This is a genomic window from Helicobacter muridarum, from assembly GCF_000765805.2.
Taxonomy (GTDB): Bacteria; Campylobacterota; Campylobacteria; order Campylobacterales; family Helicobacteraceae; genus Helicobacter_A; species Helicobacter_A muridarum.
On record NZ_JRPD02000005.1, the window covers coordinates 18,323 to 33,651 of the forward strand.

Here is a 15,329-nt window from a genome sequence, read left to right on the forward strand (position 1 = left end):
TATAGAAAATTTTGAATCTTCATCAAAGTCTTTAAGAATTTTTGCCATCATTGAGATTTACTGTTAAAACATGGGTATCCTCCCCCAGCTGCACTCGCACTAATAATACTCCAGATTCCATTTTTTTATATGGAATAACAACGAATCCACCCTTTGTATCATTTTTAGTAAGAGTATTTTTACGCAAATAGTTAGCAATTAGAATCTGCTTTGCTTTTCTTTGCAATATAGCATTCCTTTCTGCTTGAAGACTAGCCCTAGCAAATGAATAATCATAGAATCTATATCCGTATCCTCTATAAAAATATAAAGGATAGTATGGATAATAAAATTGAGATTTAAAAAATGTATCAATTACCTTTATTTCTATACTTGTTTCACTATCTATCTCAATTTCTTTACCATAGGCATATAATGCCTCACTTAAATTGAGATTATAACGTTGTAGTTCCTGGAATTCAAGAGCATGTAAAATCTTATTGTTGTTTTGCACAGTAATGCTATCCGTATCAAAAGATATATCTTTATTAGAAAGATTTTGAACCGTAATATATAAAAGAAGTGGTTCATTATCAATTCCACCAATAAAATTTTGCGCTACTTCGAACTGAATCTTACTTTCTTCTTGATTACTTTGAATAATTGCTATGCCATTATTATAGCTAGCGATATTTTGAGGCTTTACACTCAAAGAGCCACATCCACTAAGCATAACTATAATAGTTAAAAAATATATATAATAAAGCGGATTTTTGCTTGCCCAGCCTATACTAAACATTATAATAACCCCCCAAATAATTTTAGTTGTGATAGTAGTGTATTGACCTTAACAATATGCTATAATTAAAATATTTTTTGATAAATTACTAACTACTATAATATTAATTACAACAAAGGAGCGTTAATGTGCAAATTCTACGCAAATATCATTTTGCGGTTTTTGCGTGCATTTATGCTTATGTTTGTAATCATTTTTTTTATTCTACACTTATGTTTTGGGCAAGAAGATTTATCTTCAGTAATTAGAAATATGCAAGATGAGCCACAAGACTATGATAGTGCAATACAGCAAAATCAAGTAATAGAAGCACCAAAGATTCTAAGACTTGAAATCTTGACTGATACAGATTATTTTACTAATCAAACATTCTATGTAGGACAATATATAACAATCTCATATCGACTCATGCTATTTGATGGTGCAAGGATTGTATATACTGAGTTTACTCCATCTTTTGATAGCTTGACTAAAAACCAACAAGGTGCAGATAATAACTCCGGAGTAGCTTTGATAAAGAGTTCAGATTGGAATGAAAATGGAGATTATTGGAATATTAGCTACACATTCAAGATTTTAAGAGATAGGGCTACCATTCCAGCTCTAGTTGTGCATGTGCAAAATAATAATATTCAAGATTCTATGCAGACAAGTAAGATTGGACTGCAAGCTCAAGACCTATCAAGCAATCACTCATTTAGCAATGTAGTAGCAAGCAATCTTAAAGTAATTGATTATACACTTGAAATCTATGATAATAAGAATAATATGATTCTAATTGAATTAGAAGGTAAGAATAGTAATTTGGAAGATTTCTCCATACCAAACATAAAGGAGCAGGAATTTGGACAAGGAACTAAATTTGGTATAGATATAGCTAGAGCCAATGTTTTAGCATTAGTCCCAAAATCTTTAGAATCAATAAACTTTAATTATTTTAATATTGATAGTAAACAGTTTATAGACATAAAGATTCCAAATATAATAAATGTCATAGCTCAAGATGACAGCACAAAAGAAGATCTGAATCCAAAAAATTCATTTTTGGGTATTGTTAACATCTGCATTATCTCATTTCTTTTGCTATTTTCACTCCTAACAATTTTTAAACGATCCTATTTCTTTGCCATTATTTCTGTACTATTGCTTTGTTTATTGGTTTATCGATTCTTTTCTAACACACATACTATCAAAACAATTCCTAATGCCAAGGTGCTTATACTGCCTACTTCGCATTCTACAGAGTTGCTTACTATTTCAAATCCTGCGAAATTGCAAGCTGTTGATAAGAGAAATGGATTCTATAAGGTCTATATAAATTCAAACAAAGTAGGGTGGATTAGCAAATCTCAAGTAAGATAATTTATAATTTAAGGTGAATATTATGAGTGTAAATAAACTAAAAGGTTATTATGCAACTTTTTTAATTATTATTGGACTAGCGACAATTATTTGTTTTATGTGGGTGTTTCGCAAAAATAATGGAAGAGCTACGAGGAAATGTTGCAGATTATTTTTTTTATTTGGTGGATTCAAGATGGAGAAAATAGGAGAATATGATTTAAATGCAAAACTTATTGTTGCAAACCACCAAAGTGCTTCAGACATCATATGTCTTGAAGGTGATCATCCCCTAAATATATGCTGGGTAGCAAAGAAGCAGCTAGGAGAAATTCCATTCTATGGATATTCAGTAAAAATTCCAGAGATGATATTAATTGATAGAGAAGATAAAAAGGGATTAATACAATTAATGCGAGAGGCAAAAGAAAAAATAGCACAAAATCGTCCAATTATTATATTTCCTGAAGGCACTAGAGGGCCTGGCAATAGGAGCTTTCTACCATTTAAGCCGGGGGCTAAGATTCTAGCAGAAAAGTTGGGTCTTCGTATTCAACCTATCGTGTTTATAAACACAAGAAAGATGTATGATAGTAATCCAATTTATAGCCAGAAAAATGTAGCCCGTTTAGTATGTATGCCATCATTTGTGCCTGAAGTTGGAAGTGATTGGTATGAGAAATTAGAAAAAGACATGTTTGAGTACTATTCTAAACATTATAATGAACTAAACCCGGAGGATTTAACACAAACTGAAGCCTAAGAAAATGATGATTGCAAAGTTCAAGAGTTAAGTTAAGTGGTAAATCTTAATCATATATTTATCAAATAAACTATAGCTCATAACAAGATATAAAATATATTTCAATAGCGTAGGGGGTTGTGCATCAATTTACAAATAGGCTAAATGCAAAATATCAATCAAATAAGCACTAGCTGACTAAAATCTACAAATATAGATATTTTTATGAAAATAATCACTATATCTTACAAATGCAAGAAGCAACTATCTGTAATATGTATTAATAGATTCTACAAATTTAAATATACTTAAAGCTTGAATAATGAAATAGTAATTATTTGCTAATAACAAAAAAACTGTGGTTTTTATTTAGCACTCTTTTTAAGCCTCATTTTTATCAACATTATCATAAAGCTAAAAAATCCGTACTCAAGCTATCTTGCTAACAAAGATTGGACACAAAGGTTTATATTTGTTAAACTCTTTAGGACAAATATATAATATGAAGATTCTATTATCCCATATATAATGATTAGATCTTGCTTATTGATTGCTGCAAGTCCCACGATTTACATTAGAATGAATATAACAAAATTTATATTGCCCATAATAGATTATTAGCAAGACATTATAAGTTAGCTTATTAACAAAGTTATAAACAGCGAATTTCTCATTACAGATGACAACGCCATAACATACTTCTATTCTCAAACAAATAAAATATGCTATATAAATAAATCAATCTAAGTTAAAAAATATTATAATGAATTTAATATACAAACCATTCTCTTTTAAGTTTATTTAGAGTATCAATTTCTTTCTTAAGAGCGTTTACATGCTCATCTAATATAGTAAATATACTCATGTTTAAACTTTCTGGCATATCTGAACTACCTCTTTTAATCATTACATACTCTTCTAATGTAAGCTTTGACATTCTTAAGGAAATATTGATTTCATCTTGTATATTTTCAATATTTTTGATGATTTGGTTAATCCTATCTAGCATACTTAATTCCTTTATTTTCATAGAATCTAAGTAAAATATAGTTTGCCATTCTATCACAATAAATATGATTTTAACATTTATTTATAAAGTATAATCACTAATTAAGATTCACCATAATAAGGAAAATACTATGCTGATTGTTTTTGACTTTGATTCTACTCTTCTTGATGGAGAAAGTATTGATATATTTGCAAGGAGATATAACAAGGAAAAGGAGATTGCCTCTATAACAAATGAAGCCATGCAAGGCAGAATGGATTTTTTCCAAAGTCTTACTAAAAGAGTATCCATGCTTAAAGGCATGTCTTTAGAAGTCATATATCATAGTATTAGATATGATTTTCATCTAATGAATGGAGCAAAACAATGTGTGCAAGAGCTTAGATCTAAGGGGCATACTATTATATGTTTTAGTGGCGGATTCTCACTTGTAACAGAATATTTTAAGGATATATTGGGGCTTCATGCTACTTTTAGCAATGTACTGCACAGTGCGGATTCTAAACTTACTGGAGAGGTTGGGGGACCTATGATGTTTGGCGATTCTAAAGGTATCATGCTATCTAATCTACAGGGTATACTGGGTGTAGATTCCAAACAATGCGTAGCAATAGGAGATGGAGCAAATGATTTGTCTATGTTTGAATATGCAGAAACTAGGATTGCTTTTTGTGCAAAAGAAATCCTACAAAAAGCAGCCACACATTGTATAAACAATAAAGACTTAAGAGAAGTTATAGAAATTGTGGATTTAGTTTCAAAGAATAGAACATATTTGGGTAATATTTAAAGGCAAACATAAAAAGAAATTATGTAAATATAGCTTAAGTTAATATCCTAATAATTTAATTTTTTCTTCATATTCATTTTATATTGAAAATATCTTTAAACTATCTCCGATAAGATTTTTCTATGAATTTATAATAAAGTTATATTAACCAAATATAATATATGGTATTTGCAAAAATTACACAATATTAAGATTCAAAAAAATCATAATACTCAAAACCTAGCAACCAAATGCCTCTCCAAGCATAATCGAAGATTATAGTATTGAAGCAATTTTTATTTAAAATACAATTAATGTAATTCCTCATTTAACTTAATATCTCTATTGCTTCTAAAGGCAATAAGATTAGAATCTTGCGAAGTAACTCTAAAATGGATTCCATGTAAGTTGTTTAAATCACCGCCTTTATATAATCCAGAATCTAAAATTTCAAAACATGGATTAATTTCTTTTATTTTTCTTGCCTCATTTTGTGTAATCTTTATCTTGCTTCCATAAAGCACGGTAATACCTGCATCAACAATGCATCCATCTCCTAAACTTATACCTGTTACAGAATTTGCTCCAAGTAAGCAATTTCTACCAATACTAATTGGCATTGTATTTCCGCCACTAAGAACGCCTAGAATACTAGCACCGCCACCAATATCTGTACCTTCACCTACAATTACACTAGAACTAATACGCCCCTCATTCATGCAAGCACCAAGTGCACCAGAGTTGAAATTCACATAGCTAGCACCTGGCATTTGAGTATAACCTGCTCCTAAAAAAGCGCCAAAACGAGTCTTAGAGCTATCTAGGATTCTAATATTATCTGCTTGAGGGAGGACTTGCATGAGGTAACGAGGAAATTTATCTATGAAATCAATTGAGGGGAATTCTCCATCTATTTTCAAAGATAGCTCATTTTCTCTTAGATATTCCAATTCAAAAGGCTTATTGCCACTCCAAGCAAGATTTGGCATGATAGAGAAAATTCCATCAAGATTTAGACTTCTTAATGGTGTATAACCCATAGATAACGCATGTAATTTAGCGTAGGCAACTTGGAGGGATTGAGTTTTTTTGTCTTCAATATATCCTACAAATTGAAACTTTGAAGTCTTATCATAATCTTCATAAATATCGCTAATATGCCGTAATAACTCAAAAATAACTTGAATATTCTTATGCTTTTTACCAATATAATTATTAATAATACTATTAGAAAATAAGACATCACCATTTTTAATGCTATATGGATCTTTTATAAATTTATCGCATAGAATCTTAAACTTACCTATAACTTCTTCGTCATCACCAAATTTAGAGACGTATTCATTCAATTCCTCAAGGATAAATGGGTAAAACATACATAAACATCTAATGACAAATTCCGCTGTTATATCAAATATAATCTCATTATCGTATTCACCTATCTTCGCCGCAGTTGCAAATACAGCAAAACTCCCAAAATTTGCATTGAAGTTTAAAAAAGGAAAATTAACACTTATTACTTTTTTAGTGCCTCTTGACACTGCCAGTCTAGATATTTCAGATCTACATATTCCAAAACATTGTGGTTTTTTATGTGTGGTATAGAAGTCATCTACAAATTGCTTAAATTTTTCTTTGTTTGAAATAATATAGGCTGATTTTGGATTCATAAAAACTCCTTAACTGTTTGATTTGTAATTACTATATCCATCTTGCATTAATAACGTTGCTTATTATCAAAAATATTCTTAATTACAAGCCTATAAGGTATCAAAATAGTCTTGCAATAAAAGCCCAATATTCTGCCTTGCACCACATAAATTATAATTATTAAAATCCTCTAATCTCTTTTGCAATATAGCAATATACTGTTCCATCTTTGACTTAGCATTATCTAGTCCCAAGAGATTTACATAACTATTCTTTATGGAATCTATATTTGTGGTTTTACCTGCTTGTTTTTCATCTTGAAGCTTATCAATAACATCATCTCTAATTTGAAAAAAAAGCCCTAAATCTCTACCAAAATCATAAAGAAAATCTTGCTGCTTTAAATCTAAGTTAGAAATGATTGCCCCCATTTTTAGACTCGCAGCAATTAAATTTGCAGTTTTATGAATGTGAATAAATGCTAGTTTATCCTCTGTAAGCAATATATTTTCAAATTCACAATCAAGAGCTTGTCCTAACACCATTCCCCTGATACCTGCATTATAACTAAGACATTGTATAAGTAAGATTCTCACATCTGGAGAAAATCGTGCATTGCTTAACAGGGAAAAGGCATAGGTTTGTAATCCATCTCCTATCAAAATCGCACTAGCCTCATTATAGCGCACATGCAGTGTAGGGTGATTGCGGCGCAAACTAGCATTATCCATAGCTGGTAAATCATCATGAATAAGTGAGTAAGTATGCAAACATTCAATAGCTAGACATGCTGCAAAGCTATTATAGATTTGTTCCTTTGCATCTGCGCAAACAATGCTTAGTAATAATTTTGGTCTAAATCTCTTGCCACCATTTTCTACCATTTCCCAAAAGGCAGATTCAAAAAATGGATGGAAAGATTCTATACTTGGCTTATTGGCATGCAAATAATCTTCAAAACCATCGCAGGCAGAAGTAAAGTCCAAATAAGATGATGATGTAAAAGGCATAACAACTCCTAGCAATAAAAATTTGAAAAGAATCTACTTAGCAATGGTTCTTAGATAGCCATTTTCAGAAAGCATTACATATAGTTTTCCTAGCACTACTTTCTTTGTATCAGAATCTAAATCACTATCCTCTATATGTTGTTTTAGAATTCTTTCAATTTCTTTTGTATCGTAGTCCAAATCATCAAGAACATCAACTATAGTTTGAGCCTCTAAAAGATAATCTATTTCATAGCCTTTGTTTAAATCATCATCAAAAATCACGCTAAATTCTGTTGGGTGAGTAAAAAGATTATGTCGCATGCCTAACACTTCTTGATATGCACCAACAAGGAAGAATCCTAAGAAATATTCTTCTCTTGATATATCAATATCATGCAGGTATAGTGGCATTTGTGGATTAAATGATATTTCACCATCACTATCACAAGTAATATCCCAAAGACTAGCAGCTCGAGTTGGTCTTCTATCCAATCTATCAAGTGGCATAACAGGAAAATTTTGTTCTAATCCCCAATAATCTGGCAAACTTTGAAAAAAACTACAATTTAGTAAATATCGCTCTTGAACACTTTTTTGAATCTTTATAATCTCATTATGATTTTTATATTTCAAAAGCTGAATGACCTTTTTAATGATTAGATGTACAAGCACTTCAGTATTGCTTCTATCTCGTAAATCAATATAACCTAAGTCAAACAAAGTAAGTAGTGATTCCATGTGATCAAGACTATCATGTAAATATTCAATGGCATTTTTATCTGTGATAGAATGATATAAGTCATTGAGCTCTTCTACTAGAGGAGGGTTATTATCGTCTTTTAAATTTAAAGCACCCTCATCATATTCTTGTGAAAAAAGCTCCAAAACAGGAGTAATTAGCACTGCATGAGATGCTGATATAAAACGACCAGATTCAATAAATATATCTGGCTCCAGTTCATTCTTGTTTTTTACAATTTCTTTTAGGCTAAAGACTACATTGCCACTAAATTCCTCTAGTGTATAATTCTTGCAATTCATACTCTCATATTGTGCATATTCAACAGCCAAACCGCCACCAATATTTACTGATGTAAGATTTATTGCACCCATTTTGCGCAGCTCTGCATATATATTACCAACCTCACGTATAGCCTTTTTTAGTGGAGAAATATCGCTTATTTGACTCCCAATATGAAAATGTATCATTGTGAACTTATGTAGTAATTTTGAGCTTTCAAGCATCTTCATTGCCTGCAAAAGCTCCGTAGAAGTCAAGCCAAACTTAGACGTAATTCCACCACTCTTAGCCCAAATCCCCTTGCCAATACTATGAAGCCTAATTCTAAGTCCTATGTTTGGATATGGCTCTGGCATATCATTGGCAATATCAATAATTATCTTTAACTCATTTATCCCCTCAATAGTTAATGTAATATCATGACCCATATTTGCAGCGATAAATCCTAGACTAATCATTTCCTTATCTTTAAATCCATTGACCGTAATAGGGCTACCCTTGTCAGTGTAAGACATTGCAACTATAAGCTCTGCCTTACTTCCAGCCTCTAAGCCATAGCACTTTGTCCTACTTAACTCAACAAGCGGCAATACAAAGTTTGGCATTTGATTTACTTTAAGAGGAAAAACAGCCTTAAACTCACCCTTATATTGATACTCCATTATAGAAGATTCAAAAGCATTATACAGTTTTGTAATCTGATTATTGATTAGATGTGGAAAACGTATTAATAATGGACCCATATAGCCCTTTTCTCTAACCTCCCTAACAATATCAATCAAGGCTGGTTTTGACATATAGTTAACCTTTACCACACCCTCATCAATAATAAAATCGCCATTTGACCAAAATTTAATACCATAATCGACCATGTCATGCCTCTATAATTAAGATATACAATGAAATTTGGATTCTAAACAATAGCGATATTCTAACACGAAATGTATTGCTAGCCATCACAGTAGGAAACAAAATTTCATAAAAACCCTAACTTTAGGATAGAATAGTCATTTGTACACATACAAAATCAAAACATAAATGTAAGGATAATCAATGAAGTTATTTGTTTGTATTGTTAATTATATAAAGCCCTTAGATAAAGTAGAAGAAGTTTTACCTTTACATAGAGCATATTTACAGGAATGCTACAATAAAGGCTTTTTACTTGCATCAGGACCTAAAAATCCTCGAGATGGTGGATTAATCATTGGTAAATTCAAGGACAAGCAAGAAGCGATTTTATTTAGTAAAAATGATCCATTTTGTCAAAAAGATATTGCAGAATACGATATTATCGAATTTGATGCAGTGCTTCATAGCTCACACCTTAATGCATTTCTATCATAATTTATAGGGGGAAGTATGATACAAATTAAAAAGGTTGTTTTAGCATATAGTGGCGGACTTGATACAAGTGTGATTTTAAAATGGCTTGGAGATAATTATCATTGTGAAGTTGTAACTTTTACAGCTGATATTGGACAAGGTGAAGAGGTTGAACCAGCAAGAGCAAAGGCTTTAAAACTTGGTATAAAAAGTGAAAATATTTTTATTGAAGATTTAAGAGAGGAATTTATCCGTGATTTTGTTTTCCCTATGTTTCGTGCAAATACTATTTATGAGGGTGAATATCTGCTTGGCACGAGCATCGCACGTCCATTAATTGCAAAGCGACTTGTAGAGATTGCTAAGAGTGTGGGTGCAGACGCTATTGCTCACGGTGCGACAGGTAAGGGAAATGACCAAGTGCGTTTTGAACTAGGAGCGTATGCGCTTAATCCAGATATTAAGGTTATCGCTCCTTGGCGTGAATGGGATTTAAATAGTCGTGAAAAACTCTTAGCTTATGCGGAATCTGCAGGGATAATGATTGATAAAAAACCTAATAAGTCGCCGTATTCAATGGACGCAAATTTATTGCATATTAGCTATGAGGGGCAGATTCTAGAAGACCCAAATGTAGAGCCAGAGGAGGATATGTGGCGTTGGAGCGTTTCTCCTTTGAATGCACCAGATAAGCCAGAATCTATTAGTATTGAGTTTGAAAATGGTGATGGTGTGGGCATTAATGGTGTGAAGTTAAATCCTGCTCGTTTTTGGGAGAAGCTCAATGAGTTGGGTGGAAAGCACGGCATTGGACGACTTGATTTAGTAGAAAATCGTTATGTGGGTATGAAATCTCGCGGCTGCTATGAAACACCCGGAGGCACGATATATTTAAAAGCTCATCGTGCAATAGAATCTTTATGCCTTGATAGGGAAGAGGCACATCTAAAAGATTCTATAATGCCAAAGTATGCAGAGCTTATTTATAATGGCTATTGGTTTAGTCCAGAGCGTGAGGCATTACAAGCACTCATTGATAAGACACAGCAAAAAGTAAGCGGAGTAGTGCGCCTTAAACTCTATAAGGGTAATGTTATTGTCATAGGGCGAGAATCTAAAAATTCTTTATTTAATGCGGCATACAGCACTTTTGAGGAAGATAGCGTATATAATCAAAAAGATGCCGCAGGGTTTATAAAGCTTAATGCTTTACGCTTTATCATCGCAGGAAAGGCAAATAGGGACAAATAAGTGATGAGGTGTTTAAGATTTTGTATCTTATTATTTTTATTTTGCACGCATATTTATGCACAGCAGGGTAAGAATAATCCATTCGCACTTACTTTTGATGATATAGCTCAAATCACCTCTCTAGCAGGAGCGGATTTATTAGAATCTTCATTTACAAAAGATTCTAAAACAAAAAAAGTCTTAATGATTTCAGATTTTAATAATTTAAGTGATTTTGATATTGATATTGGGCTTTTGGCACGAGAACTTATATCGGATATGGTGCGTTCTCAAAAATTTGCACTTACAGCAGCTATTTCAGGTAATGCTTTTAATGCTGACCCGAGCCTTGATAAAATTCGTGCAATGCGTAATAATGAGGAGTTTAGTGATATTATCCCTAAAGGCACATTGATTGCTCCTAAATATTCCTTGAGTGCGCGGATTACAAATGATACAACAAAGCAGGGCAGTTTGCATATTGTGTCTTATCATTTTATTTTCAGTATTGTGAATCTAGAGAGCGGTTTGGTGGAGTGGGACTATATTGAGCATATTAAAAAGGCAAGTAAAGAGCCGCTTCCTGCTTTAGATCGAGAATCCCTTTATGGCAAAAAATGTCTTGCCACCTCTTTAGGGACAAAAGAAAGAAAAGAAGCTTGTGAGGTTGCAATAAGTGAGATTTGGCTCGGTATTTTTGAGAGCATTCCACAAAACAAAAAGCCACTCTTGCATTCTTATGCGCTTAAAGCGTGTGAGCTAGATTCTCCTTTTGGTTGCAGGGCATTAGGTGCGAGTTATAAATTTGAAAAAAAAGATTTGAGTAATGCAAAAAAATATTATGAAAAAGCCTGTGATAGCAAAGATGGCGGAGGTTGCTATAATCTCTCAATTATCTACGAGCACGCGCAAGGGATTCCACAAAATATCCCCCTTGCTAAAAAATACGCCACTTTGTCGTGCGATTATGGATTTAAGGCAGGTTGTGAGAATCTTAAAGCCTTAGAGCAGTATAGTGAAAACGAGAATCTTGATAAGTATGGCTTAATGTATAAGAGTGATTGCGAAAATGGTTTAGGCACTGCTTGTGAAAGGCTTTCATCTTACTATTATCACGGCATAGGTGGAGCAAATAAAAATCACACACAGGCAAGAATCCTTTTAGAAAAAGGTTGTGAGCTAAAAGATGCAAATAGTTGTTATCAATTAGGATTATGGGAAATGCAGGGCTTAGGTGGAACAACTAAAGATGCAAATAAAGCCTTAGAACATACATTATTTGCTTGTGAAAGCGATGTAAAAAGAAATTGCAAAGCAATGAGTGCTTTGAGCGAAGAAAAGGCAAATATTTATAGATGTGAGGAGCATACAAAAATTATTATTAATGTAGCGTGTTCAGGTGCTGCCAGCATATATGAGCACGGCTTTGGAAGTGTGAGTAGTAATAATGAATTGGCATTAAAATATTATCAAAAGGCTTGTAAGGGTGGATTAGATAATGCTTGTTCAATGTTTAATAGTTTGCAACAAAAGCTCAAATAAGCGCATACTAAACTTTAGCATTATATAATGATATTTTAATTGATAAATGGGAGCAGATATGGCACAAGTTATTACAATTACTTCAGGTAAAGGTGGTGTAGGCAAATCTACCGCTACTGCAAATTTGGGCGTTGGGTTGGCTTGTTGTTTCTGGTATTAAATCTTGATGACATTTCCCTAAAATATTAAAAAAGATAGAAAAAGTTCTGCAAGTAAATATTTTAATTATTGGCTAATTGTTTAGCTTATATTTTGCGTAATTAATGGAAGAAGCAAACGGAACAACTTTAGGCTTCAACTATTTGTGAAAAAAGGTAGAGTTACAAAAAAGTAGACTAAGTGAAATAGCTAGTAATCAAGCGGTGATGTTGAGTTAAGTATAGCCAAAACCTCTGCAGCGTTGGTTTATTGGCTTATAGATTTTTTAATTATATAAATAAAAATTATGAAAACTTAAATTTTCAAATTTTTATTTAATAAGCCCATACCCTAAATACAGCCCTATTCTCTGTTTACGAAACTCCAAATAAATATTATTTAATATCATTTGTTTTTTTACTTCCTTCAAATAAAGCATAATCAAATAAGAAAATATATATATTCGTGTTTAACACTTGACTTTTATTATTTTTTGATATAAAATTCATTCTTTGTTTAGTCGGGGCGTAGCTCAGTCTGGTTAGAGTACTTGGTTTGGGACCAAGGGGTCGAAGGTTCGAATCCTTTCGCCCCGACCATTTTATTATTATTTATGTCGTTTATTGCTTACATTATTATGGTGGGTGTAGCTCAGCTGGTTAGAGCATCAGGTTGTGGCTCTGAGGGTCGTGGGTTCGAACCCCATCATCCACCCCATGTAGCATATGACATTATTATGCGTCCATAGCTCAATTGGATAGAGCACCAGACTTCGGATCTGGGGGTTAGGGGTTCGACTCCCTTTGGGCGTGCCACCCTGCTTATTTTCTTGGTTGTTATGCGTCCATAGCTCAGCTGGATAGAGCAACGGCCTTCTAAGCCGTAGGTCATAGGTTCGAGTCCTATTGGGCGTGCCATTTCTACTCAATCTAAACTAAATAACATATAATCTTTATTAAATGTAATTTATAAATAATATTAATCAAATTTTAAGGCGCAAAATGAAAACAATATTTCTTACAAATGATGATGGATTTGATAGTTATGGCTTGCTGTATTTAAGAAATTCATTGCAAAAATTTGCTAGAGTTATAGTAGTTGCTCCAGCATTTGAAAAATCAGCCTGCGGACATGGACTATGCGTAAATAAGCCTATGAAATTAATAAAAATCGAGAAAGATTTTTATAAGTTAGATGATGGTGCGCCAACTGATTGCGTGTATATTGGAATTCAAGAATTATTTGATGTGAAACCTGATTTGTTGATTTCCGGAATCAATATAGGCTCTAATATGGGTGAGGACATAACATACTCTGGGACTGTTGCTGGAGCTATTGAGGGATCCATTCAAGGTATCCCGAGCATTGCAATATCACAATGCATTAAAGATAAATATGGTGAAGATAATAAGAGAGTGGATAGGAATTTTGAGTTGGGAATTAATTTTATTTGTTCCTTGTCAAAATCAATTTTAAATGGAGAATATAAGATCGGAGACAGAAAACTATTAAATATTAATATACCCCCTATTCCTAAACATTTTTGCAAAGGAATAAAAGTTACACAATTGGGATATAGATGTTATAAACCATCTGTTGATAAAAGAATCAATCCAAGAAAACAAGAATATTATTGGATTGGTTTAAATCAAATGGATTGGTTGGAGCGAGATAATAGTGACAATTTGTATATCAATGATAACAACGAATGTTTATTTGATTCCAAAAAATGGAATTCAGATAAACATTCGTCAAATTTTACTAAGACTACAGTAATTTCTGATTTTAAGGCAATAGAAGAAAATTGCATTTCAATTACACCTATTCAACTTGACAACACAAGCTACATAGATATAAACAGATTAAATCACTATATGAAAACTTATTTTTATGATTCTAATAATTAGATTTTCATCTGACTACAATAACTTTATTGTCTTTACAGTAACTATGAGTAGAGAGTTTGAAAATCTTAGATTATTTACTATAAAAAAGATATAATTATAGTATTATTTATAGGAGTTTTAATGACACAAGAAGAGCTAGATTCCATGATACTTCAAGATGCAGATTCCATTGATTCGTTAGAACAAGATTCGTTGGATGTAGCAGATAAGAATTCAAAAGACGATTCCATAAAAGCAGAGTTTGTTGATCCAAATACATATAAACCCGAGGCAGATAAGAAGTGGCCACCACCTCCACCTACTGAAGAGCATAAGGTAGTTCATCAGCTAGATGATGTTACACGCGATTCAGAAGTTAAAATGTCAGAGGTTTTTGATCAAATTGACCTAATCGCTGATGGAGTAGGAAAAATTGAAAAAAAATCCAAAGAAATCCAGCAATATATTAAATCACAAGAAAAAATGCTTTTAATGCTCGTTGATAAGTTTCCTAATATTAATACTTTTGCTTCTTCCTTGGAAGAAACTCGTAAAATTACTAATATTATTAATGAAGTTAAAGATGTAGCTATGGATTGTAGTGATGCTTGCTTGCAAGCTATGGATATTATGCAATATCAAGATATTCATAGGCAAAAGATAGAACGGGTTATTAATGTTATGCGCGCTCTAAGTCAATATATGAACTCTTTATTCGAAGGCAAGGGTGATGATTCTAAACGAGTTGCATCTGCTACATATATAATGGGTGATAGCCATGACGATGTAGCAAGCGAAAATGATATAGAAGCTTTAATTGCTTCTTTTGGGAAAGGTAGCAAATAGTTTCTAATCGTATAGGTTTTCAACTTAGATATATTTATTATCAAATAGTATTATTTTAA

14 protein-coding genes and 4 tRNA genes are annotated in these 15,329 nt (G+C 32.4%); 13 read left to right on the top strand and 5 right to left on the bottom strand.

Translation table 11 applies throughout. The annotated features are described in order from the left end of the window. Positions 1-31: 31 nt before the first annotated feature. Positions 32-778 (bottom strand): hypothetical protein, encoded by a 747-nt coding sequence (locus LS73_RS03520; protein ID WP_052089420.1) that lies wholly within the window; start codon positions 776-778, stop codon positions 32-34. A 126-nt stretch (positions 779-904) separates the two neighbouring features. On the opposite strand from LS73_RS03520, the gene LS73_RS03525 reads away from it, so the two are divergent. Continuing rightward, a complete protein-coding gene (locus LS73_RS03525; RefSeq protein ID WP_034556615.1) occupies positions 905-2,140 on the top strand; it encodes a hypothetical protein in 1,236 nt (411 codons plus the stop codon). Between the two features lie 22 nt (positions 2,141-2,162). Next, positions 2,163-2,882 carry a lysophospholipid acyltransferase family protein gene (locus LS73_RS03530; protein WP_034556616.1) on the top strand — a complete coding sequence of 240 codons (720 nt, stop codon included), beginning with the start codon at positions 2,163-2,165 and terminating at the stop codon, positions 2,880-2,882. 748 nt (positions 2,883-3,630) lie between these two features. On the opposite strand, the gene LS73_RS03535 is transcribed toward LS73_RS03530, so the two are convergent. Then, the gene (locus LS73_RS03535; protein ID WP_034556618.1) at positions 3,631-3,870 is read right to left on the bottom strand and encodes a DUF2443 family protein; all 240 of its coding nucleotides are present in this window, start codon (positions 3,868-3,870) and stop codon (positions 3,631-3,633) included. Positions 3,871-4,000: 130 nt separating this feature from the next. On the opposite strand from LS73_RS03535, the gene serB reads away from it, so the two are divergent. After that, the gene (gene serB / locus LS73_RS03540; RefSeq protein WP_034556619.1) at positions 4,001-4,660 is read left to right on the top strand and encodes a phosphoserine phosphatase SerB; all 660 of its coding nucleotides are present in this window, start codon (positions 4,001-4,003) and stop codon (positions 4,658-4,660) included. Positions 4,661-4,950: 290 nt separating this feature from the next. Here serB and LS73_RS03545 read toward each other — a convergent pair whose 3' ends face one another. From LS73_RS03545 to speA, 3 genes are all read right to left on the bottom strand, one after another. Further along, positions 4,951-6,309 (bottom strand): tetrahydrodipicolinate N-succinyltransferase N-terminal domain-containing protein, encoded by a 1,359-nt coding sequence (locus LS73_RS03545; RefSeq protein ID WP_104692169.1) that lies wholly within the window; start codon positions 6,307-6,309, stop codon positions 4,951-4,953. A gap of 90 nt (positions 6,310-6,399) precedes the next feature. Beyond that, positions 6,400-7,299: a polyprenyl synthetase family protein gene (locus tag LS73_RS03550; protein WP_052089421.1), complete on the bottom strand. Its 900-nt coding sequence runs from the start codon at positions 7,297-7,299 to the stop codon at positions 6,400-6,402. Between the two features lie 33 nt (positions 7,300-7,332). Next, complete coding sequence (gene speA / locus LS73_RS03555) at positions 7,333-9,174, bottom strand: arginine decarboxylase (RefSeq protein ID WP_034556621.1); 1,842 nt, start codon at positions 9,172-9,174, stop codon at positions 7,333-7,335. 181 nt (positions 9,175-9,355) lie between these two features. Here speA and LS73_RS03560 point away from each other — a divergent pair, with 181 nt between their 5' ends. From LS73_RS03560 to LS73_RS03605, 10 genes are all read left to right on the top strand, one after another. After that, positions 9,356-9,649 (top strand): YciI family protein, encoded by a 294-nt coding sequence (locus LS73_RS03560; protein WP_034556623.1) that lies wholly within the window; start codon positions 9,356-9,358, stop codon positions 9,647-9,649. A 15-nt stretch (positions 9,650-9,664) separates the two neighbouring features. Beyond that, positions 9,665-10,879, top strand: a complete 1,215-nt coding sequence (locus tag LS73_RS03565; protein WP_172458480.1) for an argininosuccinate synthase — start codon at positions 9,665-9,667, stop codon at positions 10,877-10,879. A gap of 3 nt (positions 10,880-10,882) precedes the next feature. Then, positions 10,883-12,400: an SEL1-like repeat protein gene (locus LS73_RS03570; RefSeq protein WP_138069981.1), complete on the top strand. Its 1,518-nt coding sequence runs from the start codon at positions 10,883-10,885 to the stop codon at positions 12,398-12,400. Between the two features lie 58 nt (positions 12,401-12,458). Beyond that, the gene (locus LS73_RS03575) at positions 12,459-12,560 is read left to right on the top strand and encodes a P-loop NTPase (protein WP_267891668.1); all 102 of its coding nucleotides are present in this window, start codon (positions 12,459-12,461) and stop codon (positions 12,558-12,560) included. Between the two features lie 499 nt (positions 12,561-13,059). Then, positions 13,060-13,137: transfer RNA gene (locus tag LS73_RS03580), tRNA-Pro, on the top strand. Between the two features lie 41 nt (positions 13,138-13,178). Next, positions 13,179-13,255 (top strand) — tRNA-His (locus tag LS73_RS03585). A 21-nt stretch (positions 13,256-13,276) separates the two neighbouring features. Then, a tRNA-Arg gene (locus LS73_RS03590) sits at positions 13,277-13,353 on the top strand. Positions 13,354-13,378: 25 nt separating this feature from the next. After that, positions 13,379-13,455: transfer RNA gene (locus tag LS73_RS03595), tRNA-Arg, on the top strand. A gap of 84 nt (positions 13,456-13,539) precedes the next feature. Beyond that, the gene (gene surE / locus LS73_RS03600; RefSeq protein WP_034556624.1) at positions 13,540-14,445 is read left to right on the top strand and encodes a 5'/3'-nucleotidase SurE; all 906 of its coding nucleotides are present in this window, start codon (positions 13,540-13,542) and stop codon (positions 14,443-14,445) included. Positions 14,446-14,565: 120 nt separating this feature from the next. After that, on the top strand, positions 14,566-15,270 hold the full coding sequence (locus LS73_RS03605) for a hypothetical protein (protein WP_034556625.1): 705 nt from the start codon (positions 14,566-14,568) through the stop codon (positions 15,268-15,270). Positions 15,271-15,329 lie beyond the last annotated feature (59 nt).